Below are 15743 nucleotides of genomic sequence, written 5' to 3' on the forward strand. Positions count from 1 at the left end.
TACGCGCGCCGTGTCACGCCGACTCGTCGAACACCGAACTTTCCGATTCGAGCTGTTCCAGCCCGTCTCTGACGGCTCTGGCCTGCTCTGGGAACAGCGACACCTCGATTTCGCTCCCCTGTTCGTCCTCGAAGGCGAGTTTCACGCGCTTGTCGCCGTACGTCCGAACGTCAACCCCCTCGACGTCGTAGAGCTTCACCGTCGCCTGCTTGTTCGACGGCCCGACGTGCTTGAACGCGCCGTCCTTGAGTTCGAGCATGAACCGTTCGATGTCCAGACTGAGCATACCGACCGGCCGAGGGCCGGCCACCTAAGCGTGTCGTCGCTGAACCCGCGCCCGAGCGGGCCGTCTGTCAGCCCAGCAGGACCGCGGCGGCGTGGAACCCGCGGAAGCCGTAGCCGAAGACGACGGCGGCCGGCAGGGCACACAGCGCGACGGCCCGGACCGGCGACAAGTCGTGGACGAGGCTCGCACCGAAGACGTACAGCCCCGCGCCCCACGCCGCCGCGAGTACCCGGAGTTCCGGGACCGGGAGTCCGGCGACGACGCAGGGGGCCATCGCGTAACAGAGGACCTGCACGGTCTCGCTGATGCCGCCGCGGTCGGGGGCAAAGGGCACCAGCAGGAGCGTCTGGACCGCGGCCGTCAGGTGGACCGTCGCGGGCGCGACGAACACCGTCGCCGCCAGCAGCGCGAGCAGAGCCACGCCCGGCGAGAAGCCGCCGATGGCCGGGTACGCGAACGGGTCGGTCGAGAGGACGCCCCGGCGCGCGAGGGCGACGACGCCGAAGCGACTCGCCTCCTCGACGGCGACGACGGCCGCCGCGAACACGAGCCCCGGCGCTTGGTCGCCGGGCGCGACGCCCGTCCGGAAGAACCGCCGGGGACGGGCGAGCACCTCGGCCCACGCGCGAACGAGCGCGACCGGGCCGCGGTCGCGGCCGCCGGTCGGGTTCTCGACCCACTGTGTCACGACCGTCTCTCGGTCGTCAGCGGGTTTGACGGTTTCCCTCCGAGTCGGTCGGCCGCGGTCGCGCCCCGCTGTCGGCCGGGCAGCTCCGGGAACGCGAGCGGACCGGCGGCTCGTTCAGTCGTCGGCACCGACGTTCTCCGCGCTCTCCAGACACGACGGGTCCGGCTCGATGTTGGCGTACTGCACCGCCTCCTCGCCGAGCGTGGCGACGCGCTCGTCGATGTCCCCGTCCCGTATCTCGCCGTTCTCGACGACGGTTCGGGCCTTCGGGATGGCCGCCTGATGCGGGATGACCCAACAGTTCAGCGACCGGCAGACCGAGCGGAGGTGGTCGAGTGCCGTAATCGGGAAGCTCCCACCTGCGACCGCGAGCAGGCCGACGGTCTTGTTCTCGAACTCGTCGAAGCCGCAGTAGTCGAGGGCGTTCTTCAGCGGCGCGGAGAAGGAGCCGTGGTACACCGGCGTCCCGAGCAGGGCGGCGTCGGCGGCGGCGACGGCGTCGGTCAGGGCGGGCGCGTCGCCGGCATCGCGCTCGTCGGCGTCGAACACCGGCAAGTCGTACTCCCGAAGGTCGACCAGTTCGGTCGTCGCGCCGGCGTCGGCGGCGGCCGCCAGCGCGCGCCGAACGGCGACGCGCGTGTAGCTCTCGTCCCGGAGACTGCCGGCGATTCCGACGACGTGTGGTCTCGACATGCCTCTCCGTTGCGAGCGCGGTGGCAAAGAACCACTGCCGTCGGTGCCCCGCTCGTGGCGGACGCCCTCGGCCCATGAGTTCCCCGGGGGATTTATTAGAGCGCGTTCCCGTATTCTTGCTAAATACTGATACGATGGGACGGACTGGAACGTATTTCGCAGGCGACAGAGCCACGACGACTCGGTCGGTGCCACTTCGGCTGGGGCGCTGAAATGACGAATCAGCAGACAGACCGCGCCGTCTCGTCGGTCATCGGAGTGATTCTGATGGTCGCGGTGACGGTCATCATCGCCACCGTCGTTGCGACGTTCGCGCTGGGCATCATCGGCGGGTCCCAGAACGTTGCCCCGCAGACGGCCTTCGAGTTTACCTACAACGAGGGGACCGGCGACGTGACCGTGACCCACGCCGAGGGCGACAACGTCGCGGCCGACCAGCTCCGACTGGCCGGCGCGGCCTACGGGCAGACCACCTTCGGCGGGACCGGCTGGAGCGGGACGGTCGAGGCAGGCGACTCCACGACCGTCAACGTCCGGCCGGGCGAGGAGCTACGCGTCGTCTGGCGCGCCGACGACGGGAGCGAGACGACCGCCGTGCTGGGCGAGTTCGTCGTGCCCGACGACGCACCCGCCGGCGGCGGCGGCATCGCGGGCGTGACGGCGAACGCCGGCGCTGACGAGGTGGCCGTCGACGTCTCCTCGTTCACCGGCACCTCCGGGAACAGCGCCTACCTCGAAGTGACCGACGGGAGCGGCAACACCAACAGCAAGACGCTCAACAGTCCGGGGACGGTGACGTTCACCGGCTTCAGCGTCGACGACGGCGAGACGTTCACCGCGACGCTGTGGGAAACCAGCGGCAAGAACAAGCGACTCGCACAGGCGTCCGACACGACCGCGAGCGCGACGGTCCAATCGCTCACGTCCTACGCGGCGGACGGTAGCGGGTCCATCGACGCACAGGTCGGCTACTCCAACGCCGACAGCGGCGACGTGACGCTCGTCGTCGAGAACCTCGACCGAGGGTCCACCGTGCAGGTGAACTCGTACAGTCCCTCGGGTTCGACGGAGGCGATAAACATCGACCACTTCCCCGGGGAGACGATTCGAGTGACCGTGTACGAGAACCCCGCTGAGGTGGGCAGCGGCGACTCGCTGGCCCAAGACTCCGTATCGGGCAACAACCAGAACCGGTAGAGTCGACTGGGCGACGGCCTTTTTTCACCCGCTAATTCGACACGCCGTGTGGTGCCTCTCGGTCACGTTTCGTGGGCGCCCGCGCCAGCGCGTCACTCTCGGAGAGCGACTGTCGTCTCGCCGTCCCGCTCGCGGACCGCGACGAGACCGTCGGATTCGAGGTCGTCGAGCAGGTCCAACAGCCACGCGCGGCTCCCCTCGCCGTCGCCGTCGGAGGCGTAGTCGACGCGGACGCGCGGACCGAGGTCGTCGACGGCCAGTTCGTCGTACTCGCCGAGGACGCCGACGACGCGCCCGCGCATCTGCCGGCGGCTCCCCTCGAACTCGGGCTGGGTCGGCACGTCGGGGGCGGTGAAATCACCCGACTGGTAGGCGACACAGCGGTCGCGCCACGGGCACTGTGCGCCGTCGCAGTCGGGCGTCTTCTCACAGGCGACGCCGCCGAGTTCCATCACGGCGTTGTTCCAGACGCGGGACTCGCCGGCGGGCATGAGGTGGCTCGCCGCCCGCTCGAAGGCCGCGTCGTCGTCGGGCACGTCGAACGCGCGGTAGAGGACGCGCTTGACGTTCGTGTCGACGACGGCGTCGCCGTTGTCGAACGCGAAGGAGGCGACGGCGTTGGCGGTGTAGGGACCGACGCCCATCAACTCCGAGAGGCCGTCGGGGTCGCGGGGCCACTCGCCGGGGTCGACGCCGTCGACGGCCCCCTCGACGACCTGTCCGGCCGCCTCGTGGAGGTACTTCGCGCGGTTGTTGTACCCAAGCGAGTGGTCGGTCCAGAACGCCACCACCTCCGAGCGGGCGGCGTCGGCCAGCGCCGCGGCCGTGGGCCAGCGGTCGAGGAAGTCCTCCCACGCCGAGACGACGCGGTCGAGTTGGGTCTGCTGGCTCATCACCTCGGAGACCAGAATCTCGTAGGGGTCGTCGGTCTGCCGCCACGGGAACGCCCGGTGGTCGGCCTCGTACCACTCGACGAGGGCGCGCTGGACCGCCGTCGGGTCGGCCGGCACGTCGCCGGGACGGTCCGCCGGGGTCGCCTGCTCGGTCATTGGGCGGGGTTGGGGGTGTCGGGGCTTGTGTGTGGCGGTCGCCGCCGGCTCAGTCGTCGCCCTCGACGCCGACCCACTCGAAGCCGGACTCGCGCCAGTCCGGGGTCTCGACCACGTCGGCGAAGACGAACATCGCGCCGTCCTCGTAGGTCGTGTCGATGTAGACCCGCCAGCCGTGAGCCTCGGCGATGGTCTTGACGATGGAGAGGCCGATACCGGTGCCCTCGTCGCTGGTGGTGTGGCCGTAGTCGAAGATGTCGTCGACCTCCTCGGACGGGATGCCGGGGCCGTCGTCGGCGACGTAGAAGCCGTCGTCGGTCAGGCCGACGGTTATCGCCGCCGACGGACCGACGTGGTCGATGGCGTTGCGAAACAGGTTCTCCAAGGCCCGCAGCAGGCGCGCCCGGTCGGCCTCGATGGTCCGGCTCCCGTCGATATCGAGGGTCGCCTTCTTAGCGTCGACGTTGTCCCACGCCGCCTCGGCGGCGCTCTCGAGTTCGACCGGGGCCGTCTCTTCGACGCTGGCCCCCTTCCGGGTGAGCGTCAGCACGTCTTGGATGATGGACTCGATGCGGTCGTGAGCGCCCTCCAGTTTCGAGAGGTGGCGGTCGGCGTCCTCGTCGTCGGTGCGGGCGGCGAGCAGTTCGACGTGGCCGCGCGCGACCGTCAGCGGGTTCCGGAGGTCGTGGCTCAGCGTCGACGCGAACTGGTCGAGGCGGTCGTTCTGGCGCTCCAGTTCCCGCTTCGAGCGCTCGGCTTCCTCGCGTGCGGCGTGGGCCTCGCGTATCTGCTGGCGGAGCGCGTCGCGCATGTTGGCGAACGCGCCGTAGAGACGACCGATTTCGTCGGTCCGCGTCGTCCCGAGGTCGACCGTGAGGTCCCCGTCCTCCATCGCTTGGGTCCGCTCCCGGAGGTCGACCAGCGGCGCGGCCGTCCGCCGGCCGAGGACGGCCGCCACGACGGCCAGCGAGAGGGCGGCGGTGGCGACGATGGCGACGACACTCCGGCCGACGGCACGGCTCGTCCGGTACAACACCGACTCGGGGACGGCGGTGAGCGCGACCCAGTCGGTCCCGGTGACCGGGGCGTAGGCGACGACTTCGCCGCCGGTCCCGCTCGCGGTCAGCGACCCGTTCAGCGCCGCGTCGAAGCCCGCCGTTCCGACGTAGCCCTCGACAGCGTCGGGGGTCGCCGCGAACAGCGGCATCCCGGCGGGGTCGACGACGGCGGTCGTCCGACTCGACGGAGCGGGGTCGGCCACGCGGGGCGGGACCGCCGCCGTCAGGACGACGGTACCCCCAGCGTCCGGGACCGGGGTGACGAACGCCATCCGAGACTGGTCGTCGACGGCGTAGGCCGGGCGGGTCAGCTGAACCGCTCCGGCGTCGGCAGCGAGCGCCGCCCGGCCTATCGGCGACTGCCACGCCGGCCGGACCGCGCCGACGTTGCGACGTTCGAGCGCATCGTCGGTGCTGGCGACGACGACGTCCCGGTCTCCGTCGGAAGCGACGTAGTGGACGCCGACGACATCGGCCGGTGCGGCCGCGGCGACTGCTCGGAGGTGACGCCGAACCGCCTCGGTGTCGCCGGTCGCGTACACGTCGGCGAGGGCGGCCGTCCGAGCGGTCGCCGAGTTGCTGCCGGCCCACTCCCCGACCCCGTCAGCCCGGACCCCTGTGGTCGTCCGGAGGTCGTCGACCGCCCGTTCGGTGGTCGCGGCCCGCGTCTGGGCGTAACTGGCCGCGCCGACAGCCGCGACGAGGACGACGACCAGCGCGAGCGTGAGCGCGAACTTCGCCGCGTATCGCTGTCTGATACTCGCGGGGACGAGCCGGGCGAACACCCGTCCGGCGGGGCCGCGACTGTCGGGACTGTCCGTGGTGGCGTCCATCCCGTCGCTCCCCGAACGAGAGCCCGTACCCGTGTCCTTCCCCAACATCGGTGACGACGACGGCGCGGCGGCACCGCGACGCCAATCTGTTCGCTTTCGTCATGACAGTCGTATAAAATTTGTGATAACGAATGATACTCAGGCCGGGCGCGGCGGCCGCGCGGGCCCGTCGAGTCGTAAGTCGTTTCACCGCGCTCCGCATCGCGTACGGTGTGACTCTCGACGACCTCCAGACCGACGTACAGGAGCGCTACGCCGCACAGGGCGAGGAACTGACCGTCGACCTCGACCGGGAGGCGCGCAACGAACTGGCGATGCTGTCGGTCGCGCTGGACCCGGCCGACCCCGACGAACTCGTCCGCCGCGGGCTACACGCGCTGTTCCAGTCGCTGGTCGAGCGCGGCCAACTGGACTTTCACCTCCGGTCGGGCTACGACTGCACCTACGACGAGTACCTCTCGGGGATGACCTTCGACGAGATGACCGGCGGTCCGGAGTTCCCCCAGCAACAGGACAACGACGACCGGCGCTACCAGTTCTGAGCCGCCTCAAGGGAGCAACGCGACGGCCGCGAGCGCCGCGGCCGCGAGGACGACCGCGCTCCAGACGGCGACGCGGGTGGCGAACGCCCGGTCGGGACTGGCGGCGGTCAACGCGGCTTTGACGGCGATGCTGGACGCCGTCGCGGCGAGGATAGCGACCATCGCGGTCGGGGCGTCGATAGCGCCCGAGCGGTACAGCAACACCGCCGAGGTCGTCGCGCCGGCGCTGGAGACTAGCCCACTGAGCGCCGACGTGACGTACAGGCCGACGGCCCCGAACTGCGCGCTGGCGACACCGCCGGCGACGACCACCAGCAGGAAGACGACGCCGAACGCCAGCGCGTTCCGCATCGAGAACGGGCTCTCCAAGTCCATCTCGACGGTGGTCGACCAGTCCGCGACGTAGGCCGCGATGGCGAGGCTCCCCGCGACGACCGCGCCCAGCGGGACCGCGGCCTCGACCAGCACGCCCCGTTCTACCGTGAAGACGACAGTGATGAGGAGGTTCCGCAGCGCCATCGCCGCGTCGGCCAGCAACACGGCCGCGACGGCGTAGGACGCGGCTTCGGGGCGCTGTCTGACGTGGTCGAGCATCGTCCCGACCACCGCCGTCGAGGAGGCGAGACCGCCGAAAAAGCCCGTCACCGCGATGCCGCGCCCGCCGTAGGTCTGGACGACGGCGTAGTTGACGATACCCAGTCCGGCGACGAAGACGACCATCAACCAGACCACCCGGAGTTCGACTGTCACCGCGGGCAGGCTGCCGGGGACCGCGACCGGTTCGGCCGGCAACAGCGGATAGACGACGAACGCGAGGATGGCGAACTCGGTCGCCGACCGCAGTTCCGCACGGGTGAGGCCCCACGCGAAGCTGTGCAGTTCGCGCTTGAGAACCAACAGCAGCGAGGAGACGACGGCGACGGTCACCCCTTCGAGGATGTAGCCGGCGGCCACGAGCGCGCCGATGCCGTAGGTGACCAGCATCGAGACGGACGTGGTCAGCGACAGGCCGGCGTCGTCGTCCAACAGGCCCGGCACCGCCAGCAGGACACCCTGTACGATGACGAGGACGCCGCCCACGACCAGCAGCGCCGGGCTATCGAGGATAGTGAACACCGCCGCGAGCAGGCTGACGAGCGCGAACGTCCGGACGCCGGCGGACTTGTGTGACCACTCGCGCTCCAACCCGAGAAACATGCCGAGCGCGCCCGCGAGAGCGATTCTGAGCACCGTGCCATCGACTGCGGCGGGCGGGAGTTGGAGGGCGCTCACACGCGGACGTACGCGGTCAGCGGTGTAAAGTCGTCCGGCCGTCGACGGCAGTGTCCCGTCGTCCGGCCAACTACAGGGTAGCTTTTTGTCCGCCGGTCCGAAAGCGGTTGTCGTATGGGACAGTACGACGTGGACTGGCCGCGGGCCTTCTGGATAGGGTTCGGGGTTGTACTCGCGGCCACGTTGCTTTTCGTCGTCTACTCCTTCGTGGGCACGTTCGTCTTCGGCGTCTTCCTCTACTACGCTACCCGGCCGCTGTACCGGTGGGTCCACCGCCGGGTCCGACAGCGGACCGTCGCCGCGCTGCTGTCGCTGTTCCTGCTCGCACTCCCCGTCCTCGCCTTGCTCTACTACACTATCGCCATCGGGCTGCAGGAGTTCGACCGGTTCGCCTCCTCGCGTGACCTCGGGCCGTACGCCGAGATGGTCGGGCCGTATCTGGGCATCTCCGACGTGTTCGAGAACCCGCAGGCGCTCGCGACCGACGCCGCCGGTACGGAGACGGTGGTGTCGATGCTGAGCGGCCTGCTCGACTACGTCGGTATCGTCGGGACGGCGCTGGTCCACGGCTTCGTGATGTTCGCGCTGGCGTTCTACCTCCTGCGGGACGGACCGCGCCTCGCCGAGTGGGGCAAGCGGTTTCTGGACCGCCGGGGCGTCCTCGACGAGTACTTCCGGGCCGTCGACCGGAGCTTCGACCGGGTGTTCTACGGCAACATCCTCAACGCCATCGTGACGGGAGCCATCGGCGCGATAGCCTTCAGCGTCGTCGACATCTTCGCGCCGCCGGCGCTCTCGATTCCGTACCCCGCCTTGACGGGACTGCTGGCGGGTGCGGCGAGTCTCATCCCCATCATCGGGATGAAGGTCGTCTACATCCCGATGACCGGCTTTCTCGCGGTGCAGGCGGCGTTCACTGGCGACGGCTGGTGGTTCGTCGGGCTGTTTTTCGCGCTCGCGCTGGTCGTCGTCGACACGATACCGGACCTGCTGGTCCGGCCGTACGTCTCGGGCGGAGGCTCGATATCCCCGGGTTTCCTGCGGCGGCGACGCCAGCCGCGACCCCGTCGCCGCGGACTCCACACGGGGATGCTCATGTTCGCGTACATCCTCGGACCGTTCCTCTTTGGCTGGTACGGTATCTTCCTCGCGCCGATGGTGCTGGTGCTCGTCGTTCACTTCGGTCGGTTCGTCTTCCCGGAACTCGTCGAGGGCAAACAGATACAACCGCGGGCCGTCGACCCGACGAACCTCCTCGGAGCGGAGACCGGAGCGGCAGACGAGGCGGCAGCCGTCGACGGGGGAACGGAGTCGGCCGACGGGACCGGGGCGGCGGCCGGCGAGACGGCGGAGTGAGAGAGTGAGCGGGCCTACGCGTCGAGGTACTGGTCTTCCCAGTCGCGCCGCGCCTCTATCTCGCGGCGGCCGCGCCGCGTGAGCGTGTAGAAGTTCGTCCGGCGGTCGCGTTGTCCCTTCTCGACCAACCCCTTGTCGACGAGCGTGTCGAGGTTCGGATACAACCGTCCGTGGTGTATCTCCTTCTCGTAGTACGCCTCCAGTTCCTCCTTTATCGCCAGCCCGTGTGGCTCCTCCTTGCCCGAGATGACGTAGAGGAGGTCGCGCTGGAACCCGGTCAGGTCGTGCATTTGATACTCCTTAACAAACGTTATTGTCTAAAACATTTAAGTATGTCGGCAGCGACCAGTTCGAGACCACCAGAATCGGAGACGACGGTCGAATCGGGGCTGTAACGGCGGTTCGGGGCGTCGTAGCGTTTCGGCCAGTCGAGTCAACGGATAATCATGCCGGGAAAGGTGACGACGGCGAGATTAGTTGCGGGGCGGGGACTGACGCGTGCGAGTTGGGTGCCGGACGCGTCGGTCGGGGCTGTCGAACAAGCGGACGCCCGAACGAGTGCCATGCTATCGAGTGACCCGACTTCGGGACGAGGCAAGCGCAGTCACGCGACCTGTCGCTCCGCGGTACTGTTCGAGATACGAAAGTGGAAAGCGGTCGCGGAAACCGCGACCGCTTGCCGCCCTGAATTGGTCCCCGCTGACGCTTCGGCCCTCCAAGCGAAGCGTCACTTTTGCCAAGGCGACTGATAACCTTAAATGTACCGGGACCTGCTGATTCATGTCGTCCGGCCGTCACGCCGTCCCCGAACGAGCTATATGTGGTCCGTTTCGAGTACCCAGCCCAGCGCCCGCTTGTAGTGCGTGAACATCGCTCGGACGCGTTCGTGGTCCATCTCGTCGCTGTCGAGTTGCGCGGCGAGGAACTCGTACTGTTCGCGGACCTCTGGTTCGGAGCGCATGGGCTGACAGACGGGGCGCTCGCGGAACAAACTTGAGGGTCGCCGCCCCACCAGGTGACATGAAGGTTCGCGGCGAGCGGGAGTGTCAGGACTGCGGGACGCGCTGGTCCTACTACGACACGGGGAGCATCGCGTGCCCGGACTGCGAGAGCCTCCGCAGCGTCGGCGTCGACGACCGCACCGAACACACCGATGCGCCGGCGGAGTTCGACCTCACGCCGGTCCGGAACCGCGTCGACGAGGTCCCCGACGCGGACCTCGCCGAGCGCACGGCCGAGACCTGCCGGGCGTACACGCGAAAGCGCGGGTTCGTCGACGCGGGGGAGCTGAAACCGCTCGACGAGACGTTCGTCGCCGCGGTCGAGTTGCGCCACGTCGCCGCGCGCCTCGCCCGCGAGATGCGCCCCGACGAGGCGACGGAGCTGTACTTCCTCGAACTGCTCCGCGGGGCCGACGCGGGCGAGCGCCCCGGACACGAGGCGGTCCCGACCGCGCTCCGGACCGCCTACGGACTGGCGATGGCGGCGGCGGTCGACCGGTACCAGCGCGACGTGCGGACGTACCTCGACGAGCATCCCGACGAGCAGGCCCGGCAGTTGTCGGGGCGCATCCGGGACCACCGCAAGCGAATCGAGGCGCTGGACGGCGAGGTCGACCCGGCCGACGCCAATCGTCTCCTGCGAGCGGCGCGGGACCTCGGGGCGTTCGCCGCCGGCGAGGAAAGCGCCTACGTCACTGCGGACAACTGGCTCAGCGGTCTCGAAGACGGGGCGTAGCTACCGCAGGCGGCGCAGTAGCTCGCGGTCCAGACAGTTCTCAGGGACCGACTCGCGCCACGTCGCTCGCTCGATACCCTCGCCGGGCAGTCCGGGCTCGGCCGCCGTCTCGGTCGTCTCGGGAGTGGCGCGGTACGTCCCGAAGAAGAACGTCTCGCCGTCGCCCGCGTGGGTGACGGTCACCTCGGTCACGGCAGCCAGTCCGTCGACCGACACCGCGACGCCGGTCTCCTCGCGGACCTCGCGGACGACGGCCTCGGTCCGTGACTCGCTGGGCTCGACGCCGCCGCCGGGGAGCTTCCACGTCCCGTCCTCGTAGACGACCAGCACCCGGTCGGCGGGGTCTGCGACGAGCGCGCCCACCGCCCACGAGAGGCCGCGCTCGCGTCGCTGCCGGACGCTCTCGATTCCGTCCCGGTCCGTCTCGCGGGCGACGCGGCGGGTCACCACGTCCCGGTCGGCGAAGGCCCCGAGCGACGGCATTCAGGGGAGGTCCACGTCGACGCCGTGCTGGAGGCTGGCGGCCTTGACCGTGTTGTACAGCAGCATCGCGCGGGTCATCGGGCCGACGCCGCCGGGGACCGGCGTGATGGCCCCCGCCCGCTCTTTCGCGCTCTCGTACTCGACGTCGCCGACCAGTTCGTACCCCTTCTCCGTGTCGGCGTCGACGCGGTTGATACCCACGTCGATGACGGTCGCACCCTCCTGAATCATGTCGCCGTCTATCATCTCGGGGACGCCAGCCGCGGCGACGATGATGTCGGCCTCGCGGGTCTTGGCGGCGAGGTCCTCGGTCCGGGAGTGACACACCGTCGTCGTGGCGTTGCCGCCCGGTGCCTTCTGGACGAGGAGGTTCGCCATCGGCTTGCCGACGATGTCCGAGCGGCCGACGACCACCGCGTCCGCGCCCTCGGTGTCGACGCCGGCGGCCTCGATGAGCTTCTGGATTCCGTGGGGCGTGCAGGGCTTGTAGCGGGCGTTTCCGGCGACGAGCCGGCCGACGTTCTCGGGGTGGAAGCCGTCCACGTCCTTCACGGGGTCGATGGCCCGCAGCACCGCGCGGTCGTCGACGTGGTCGGGTACCGGCATCTGGACGAGGATGCCGTTGACGTTCTCGTCGTCGTTGCAGTCCGCGACGGTGTCGAACAGTTCGCTCGCGTCGGCTTCGGGGTCTATCTCCACGTCGATGGCTTCGATGCCCACCTCCTCGCAGTCGTCTTGCTTCATCGAGACGTACGTCTCGCTGGCGGGGTCGTCGGACATCAGCACGGTCGCCAGCGACGGGCGGACGCCGGCGTCGGCCAACTGGTCGATGGCCGTCGAGAGGTCGTCACGAATCGACTGGGCGACGGCGTCGCCGTCGATTATCTCTGTCATCACGTGGAGAGCGACGCCGGGGAGGCAAAAACGTCACTATGCCGGGCCGGCCCCCGGGCGGTCACGCCAGCGAACCGCCCACAGGACTCCCGCTCAGTCGTACAGCGTGTACTCGTCGGTCAGTTCGTCGACGCGCTCGCCGACCTCGGCGACGACGGCGTCGTCCCCCGGAGCGTCGACGACCTCGTAGATGAGGTCGGCGACCTCGCGGCAGGCGTCCTCGTCGAAGCCGCGCGTCGTGAGCGCGGGCGTGCCGGCGCGGATGCCCGAAGGGTTGAACGCCGAGCGGGTCTCGCCGGGGACGGTGTTGGCGTTGAGGACGATGCCGGCCGCCTCCAGCGCCTCCTCGACCTCCTTGCCGGTCGTGTCGGGGTGGGAGGGCCGGAGGTCGACAAGCACGAGGTGGTTGTCGGTGCCGTCCGAGACCAAGTCGAGGCCGTGTTCCTGTAGCCGCTCGCCGAGCGCGACGGCGTTGTCGACGGTCTGCTGGGCGTACTCGTCGAACTCGGGGGCCAGCGCCTCGCCGAAGCCGACGGCCTTGCCGGCGACGTTGTGCATCAACGGGCCGCCCTGCGAGCCGGGAAAGACCGCCGAGTCGACGTCGTCGGCGTACTGCTCGTCGCACATGATGATGCCGCCCCGGCCCGCGCGGATGGTCTTGTGGGTCGAGCCGGTGACGAAGTCGGCGACGCCGACCGGCGACTCGTGGACGCCCGCGGCGACGAGGCCCGTGATGTGGGCGATGTCGGCGAGGTGGTAGGCGTCGACGGCGTCGGCCGTCTCCTGAATCCGCTCGAAGTCGACTTCCCGGGGGTACGCCGAGTAGCCCGAGACGATGATGTCCGGGTCGTAACTCTCGGCGAGGTCGGCGAGGCCCTCGTAGTCGATGTAGCCGGTCTCCTCGTCGACCTCGTACTGCTCCACGTCGTACACCTGTCCGGCGAAGTTCGCGGGGTGGCCGTGCGAGAGGTGGCCGCCGTGGGTCAGGTCCAAGGAGAGAATCTTGTCGCCGGGGTCGAGGACGGCGAGGTAGACGCCCATGTTGGCCTGCGAACCGGAGTGGGGTTGGACGTTGACGTGGTCCGCGCCCCACAGTTCCTTCGCGCGGTCGATGGCGAGTTCCTCGACGTCGTCGGCGAACTCACAGCCGCCGTAGTAGCGCTCACCGGGGTACCCCTCGGCGTACTTGTTCGTCAGCTCGGAGCTCTGGGCGGCCATCACGGCCTCGCTGACGTGGTTCTCGCTGGCGATCATCGCCAGCGTGTCGTTCTGCCGTGCGCGTTCGCCTTCGAGCGCGTCGGCGACGGCCGGGTCCGCCTCGCGGACGGTCTCGTAGGTCATGTCTGGTCCTCGGAACCCCCGTGTCAATAATCTACCTGTCCGGCCGGCGCGTGCGGGTCGCTGACAGGTGGCTGCCGCCCGTGCGGCCAGCCGGTGTGAGTGTCAATCGTGGCGAATGTCGTCGTTACCAGTACGTATTTAATACAGGACGACGCAGTAGTCGTCGTATGGTCACCTGGGGGGTGACAGACGCGGGGCCGGGCCCAGACGACGCCATCGCCGGTGGGAACGGGGGCGGCCTGACCGCGCTACTGGACCAACTCGACGGACAACGGCGAGTCGCAGCCCGAACAGTCCCACGGCCGGTCGACGAGGCACACGCCGGCGAGACGCGCCGGCTCGTCCTCCCGACCGGGGACGCGACGGTCGCACCGCTGGACTGTGGCGCGCAGTATCACCTATCGACGGCGGCGGAGTTGCCGGAGGGCGCGTTCGTGCTCACCTGTACGGTCGACGCCGGCAGTGGGGAGGACCCGCTGGCGGCCGACGAGCGCCGCGTGTTCGTTCGTTTCGACGGCCCGGCGTCGCTGGACCCGGCCGGCGACCGGACGGTGTTGTCGTTCTGGGACGCGACCGAGGTCACGGTCGGCGTCGCGGAGCGTTCCGACGCCAGCCCGGCGCGGGTCCAAGTCCCGGAGACGCTGTCCGGGCTCGCCACCGGACTGTCGTATCTGCGCGTCGCACAGCAGACGCTGTCGCCGTCGCGCTCGCACCCGAGCTTCCGGGACCAGCCGCCGCTGTTGACGGTCGGGGACGGCCTCGACGTCCCGAAGTCCGTCCGGTCGGACCAGCGCTCGACGGACATCGAACTCTCGGTCCCCGAGTCCGTCGAGTCGCTGTTCGTAACCGCGCCGCTGGTGTACTACCTCGGGGCGGACGTTCGGGTCACGACCGACGACCGGGCGCGCCTGACCGCCGCCGGCACCGGCGTCGACGTGACCCTCGGCCCGCTGCCGGAGTTACAGGAGTCGGTCGCCTCGCTCCTGCGTCGGACCTTCTACCTCGACTGTCTCGTCCGCCGCGTCGACCCGGCGGCGGACGCCGACGGGCTACTCGACGACACCGACGTGGACCCCGAGGCGGTACGGACGCTCGGCCCGGCGGGGCGGCTGGAGCGGTATCTCGAACTCCCGGACGAGGCCGTCGAACCGGCGCTCCCGGACTGGCACCTCTCGACGTACGCGCGCCCGACGATAGCCCGCTCGCGGTGCCTTCCCTTCCTGCTCGACAAGCTCAGCCTCGTCTTTCTTCCCGAGGGGTCGCGGCTCGACCACGGGGACATCCTCGACCGGACACTGTCGGACTGCTACCGCACTCGGGGTACGGCGGAGCGACCGTCCGTCGTCGCGCCCGCGGGCCAGACCGGCCGGGTTCACGGCTGGCTGGCTCCGGGGACGCCCATCGACGCGTTCAAGACGACGATGTCGGCCTACGAGAACCGCTACCGACACCGCGAGCGCGACAACGACCGCCTGCAGGTCGCCGTCGTCCTCAACGACGACTCGATGCGATACGAACACGGTGCCGTCTCGCGCATCTACCGGGACCGGGCGGCGAACCTACCGATGGACGTGACCGTCTGTGAGGGGTTGACGACGAACGAACTCGCGGAGGTCTTCGAGACCGAGACGGACTTCGTCCACTACATCGGCCACTGCGAGGCCGGCGGACTGCGCTGTCCCGACGGCACGCTGGCCGCGGCGTCGCTGTCGGAGTCCCGGACCCGGACCTTCTTCCTGAACGCCTGTGGCTCCTACGAGCAGGGGCTGGAACTCGTCGAGCAGGGGTCGATTGCGGGTGCCGTGACGTTCACAGAGGTCCTCGACGACCACGCGGCGACAGTCGGGACGACGTTCGCCCGACTGCTGAGCCACGGGTTCAGCATCCAGCGAGCGCTCGCACTGGCACGTCGGCGTATCGTGATGGGTAAAGACTACACCGTCGTCGGCGATGGCACGTACGCGCTGCTTCCCAGCCCGGCCAGACCCGCGGTACTCTGGGTGAGCGAGTCCGAGCGGGGGTACGACGTGACGTGTGAGGTCATCACTCCGCGTCGCGCCGGCGAGAGCTACCGGCTCCCCTTCGACGACGCGGGGACGCTGAACGGACAAGCGACCGAAACGTCGGTCACCGAGTCGGAACTGCTCGACGCGCTGGCGACCGACTCGCTACCGGTGGTGTTCGACGGCGACTTCCACTGGTCGAAGGACCTCGCCGAGCGACTCCGGCGTGAATCGGGCGCGCGCTGACCAGCCGTCGGGGGGAGCGGCCCAGTTGCGGTCGCCGATAGCGACGCACGGGAGTTCGAGCCACA

Annotated in this window: 16 protein-coding genes; 5 read left to right on the forward strand and 11 right to left on the reverse strand. The window is 69.4% G+C overall.

The features are described from left to right. Positions 1-13: 13 nt before the first annotated feature. The 3 genes from ACV7JO_RS06925 to ACV7JO_RS06935 all read right to left on the reverse strand — a co-directional run bounded on the left by ACV7JO_RS06925 (position 14) and on the right by ACV7JO_RS06935 (position 1667). On the reverse strand, positions 14-286 hold the full coding sequence (locus tag ACV7JO_RS06925) for a hypothetical protein (protein WP_470355609.1): 273 nt from the start codon (positions 284-286) through the stop codon (positions 14-16). Positions 287-353: 67 nt separating this feature from the next. Next, positions 354-974 carry a YIP1 family protein gene (locus ACV7JO_RS06930; RefSeq protein ID WP_470355610.1) on the reverse strand — a complete coding sequence of 207 codons (621 nt, stop codon included), beginning with the start codon at positions 972-974 and terminating at the stop codon, positions 354-356. A 114-nt stretch (positions 975-1088) separates the two neighbouring features. Next, a complete protein-coding gene (locus tag ACV7JO_RS06935) occupies positions 1089-1667 on the reverse strand; it encodes an NADPH-dependent FMN reductase (protein WP_470355611.1) in 579 nt (192 codons plus the stop codon). A gap of 213 nt (positions 1668-1880) precedes the next feature. Here ACV7JO_RS06935 and ACV7JO_RS06940 point away from each other — a divergent pair, with 213 nt between their 5' ends. After that, on the forward strand, positions 1881-2864 hold the full coding sequence (locus ACV7JO_RS06940) for a type IV pilin domain-containing protein (protein WP_470355612.1): 984 nt from the start codon (positions 1881-1883) through the stop codon (positions 2862-2864). Positions 2865-2956: 92 nt separating this feature from the next. Here ACV7JO_RS06940 and ACV7JO_RS06945 read toward each other — a convergent pair whose 3' ends face one another. Both ACV7JO_RS06945 and ACV7JO_RS06950 read right to left on the reverse strand, forming a co-directional pair. Beyond that, positions 2957-3913: an HhH-GPD family protein gene (locus ACV7JO_RS06945; RefSeq protein ID WP_470355613.1), complete on the reverse strand. Its 957-nt coding sequence runs from the start codon at positions 3911-3913 to the stop codon at positions 2957-2959. Positions 3914-3962: 49 nt separating this feature from the next. After that, the gene (locus ACV7JO_RS06950) at positions 3963-5804 is read right to left on the reverse strand and encodes a sensor histidine kinase (protein ID WP_470355614.1); all 1842 of its coding nucleotides are present in this window, start codon (positions 5802-5804) and stop codon (positions 3963-3965) included. A gap of 212 nt (positions 5805-6016) precedes the next feature. Here ACV7JO_RS06950 and ACV7JO_RS06955 point away from each other — a divergent pair, with 212 nt between their 5' ends. After that, complete coding sequence (locus ACV7JO_RS06955; RefSeq protein ID WP_470355615.1) at positions 6017-6346, forward strand: hypothetical protein; 330 nt, start codon at positions 6017-6019, stop codon at positions 6344-6346. Positions 6347-6352: 6 nt separating this feature from the next. Here the strand turns inward: ACV7JO_RS06955 and ACV7JO_RS06960 are convergent, their stop codons facing one another. After that, positions 6353-7618, reverse strand: a complete 1266-nt coding sequence (locus ACV7JO_RS06960; protein WP_470355616.1) for an MgtC/SapB family protein — start codon at positions 7616-7618, stop codon at positions 6353-6355. Positions 7619-7732: 114 nt separating this feature from the next. Between ACV7JO_RS06960 and ACV7JO_RS06965 the strand changes: the two genes are divergently transcribed. Beyond that, positions 7733-8974 carry an AI-2E family transporter gene (locus ACV7JO_RS06965; RefSeq protein WP_470355617.1) on the forward strand — a complete coding sequence of 414 codons (1242 nt, stop codon included), beginning with the start codon at positions 7733-7735 and terminating at the stop codon, positions 8972-8974. Between the two features lie 14 nt (positions 8975-8988). On the opposite strand, the gene ACV7JO_RS06970 is transcribed toward ACV7JO_RS06965, so the two are convergent. Both ACV7JO_RS06970 and ACV7JO_RS06975 read right to left on the reverse strand, forming a co-directional pair. After that, positions 8989-9264 carry a PadR family transcriptional regulator gene (locus ACV7JO_RS06970; protein WP_470355618.1) on the reverse strand — a complete coding sequence of 92 codons (276 nt, stop codon included), beginning with the start codon at positions 9262-9264 and terminating at the stop codon, positions 8989-8991. 524 nt (positions 9265-9788) lie between these two features. Continuing rightward, positions 9789-9935 (reverse strand): hypothetical protein, encoded by a 147-nt coding sequence (locus ACV7JO_RS06975; protein ID WP_470355619.1) that lies wholly within the window; start codon positions 9933-9935, stop codon positions 9789-9791. 59 nt (positions 9936-9994) lie between these two features. On the opposite strand from ACV7JO_RS06975, the gene ACV7JO_RS06980 reads away from it, so the two are divergent. Beyond that, complete coding sequence (locus ACV7JO_RS06980) at positions 9995-10711, forward strand: DUF7117 family protein (RefSeq protein ID WP_470355620.1); 717 nt, start codon at positions 9995-9997, stop codon at positions 10709-10711. Here the strand turns inward: ACV7JO_RS06980 and ACV7JO_RS06985 are convergent, their stop codons facing one another. From ACV7JO_RS06985 to glyA, 3 genes are all read right to left on the reverse strand, one after another. Continuing rightward, positions 10712-11194, reverse strand: coding sequence for an NUDIX hydrolase (locus tag ACV7JO_RS06985; protein ID WP_470355621.1), 483 nt, complete (start codon positions 11192-11194; stop codon positions 10712-10714). It abuts the gene before it with no gap. Next, a complete protein-coding gene (locus ACV7JO_RS06990; protein ID WP_470355622.1) occupies positions 11195-12088 on the reverse strand; it encodes a bifunctional methylenetetrahydrofolate dehydrogenase/methenyltetrahydrofolate cyclohydrolase in 894 nt (297 codons plus the stop codon). It lies immediately after the preceding gene. Between the two features lie 93 nt (positions 12089-12181). Continuing rightward, positions 12182-13429: a serine hydroxymethyltransferase gene (gene glyA, locus ACV7JO_RS06995; RefSeq protein ID WP_470355623.1), complete on the reverse strand. Its 1248-nt coding sequence runs from the start codon at positions 13427-13429 to the stop codon at positions 12182-12184. A gap of 167 nt (positions 13430-13596) precedes the next feature. On the opposite strand from glyA, the gene ACV7JO_RS07000 reads away from it, so the two are divergent. Then, positions 13597-15678 (forward strand): hypothetical protein, encoded by a 2082-nt coding sequence (locus ACV7JO_RS07000; protein WP_470355624.1) that lies wholly within the window; start codon positions 13597-13599, stop codon positions 15676-15678. The last annotated feature ends 65 nt before the right edge of the window (positions 15679-15743 follow it).

The sequence above is a fragment of the Haloarcula sp. MBLA0138 genome, assembly GCF_055632455.1.

Excerpts from the sequence above, each read along its gene's own strand:
- ACV7JO_RS06925 (WP_470355609.1), bottom strand. The coding sequence starts at position 286 with ATGCTCAGTCTGGACATCGAACGGTTCATGCTCGAACTCAAGGACGGC.
- ACV7JO_RS06935 (WP_470355611.1), bottom strand. The coding sequence starts at position 1,667 with ATGTCGAGACCACACGTCGTCGGAATCGCCGGCAGTCTCCGGGACGAG.
- ACV7JO_RS06940 (WP_470355612.1), top strand. The coding sequence starts at position 1,881 with ATGACGAATCAGCAGACAGACCGCGCCGTCTCGTCGGTCATCGGAGTG.
- ACV7JO_RS06945 (WP_470355613.1), bottom strand. The coding sequence starts at position 3,913 with ATGACCGAGCAGGCGACCCCGGCGGACCGTCCCGGCGACGTGCCGGCC.
- ACV7JO_RS06950 (WP_470355614.1), bottom strand. The coding sequence starts at position 5,804 with ATGGACGCCACCACGGACAGTCCCGACAGTCGCGGCCCCGCCGGACGG.
- ACV7JO_RS06965 (WP_470355617.1), top strand. The coding sequence starts at position 7,733 with ATGGGACAGTACGACGTGGACTGGCCGCGGGCCTTCTGGATAGGGTTC.
- ACV7JO_RS06970 (WP_470355618.1), bottom strand. The coding sequence starts at position 9,264 with ATGCACGACCTGACCGGGTTCCAGCGCGACCTCCTCTACGTCATCTCG.
- ACV7JO_RS06975 (WP_470355619.1), bottom strand. The coding sequence starts at position 9,935 with ATGCGCTCCGAACCAGAGGTCCGCGAACAGTACGAGTTCCTCGCCGCG.
- ACV7JO_RS06980 (WP_470355620.1), top strand. The coding sequence starts at position 9,995 with ATGAAGGTTCGCGGCGAGCGGGAGTGTCAGGACTGCGGGACGCGCTGG.
- ACV7JO_RS06985 (WP_470355621.1), bottom strand. The coding sequence starts at position 11,194 with ATGCCGTCGCTCGGGGCCTTCGCCGACCGGGACGTGGTGACCCGCCGC.
- ACV7JO_RS06990 (WP_470355622.1), bottom strand. The coding sequence starts at position 12,088 with ATGACAGAGATAATCGACGGCGACGCCGTCGCCCAGTCGATTCGTGAC.
- glyA (WP_470355623.1), bottom strand. The coding sequence starts at position 13,429 with ATGACCTACGAGACCGTCCGCGAGGCGGACCCGGCCGTCGCCGACGCG.
- ACV7JO_RS07000 (WP_470355624.1), top strand. The coding sequence starts at position 13,597 with ATGGTCACCTGGGGGGTGACAGACGCGGGGCCGGGCCCAGACGACGCC.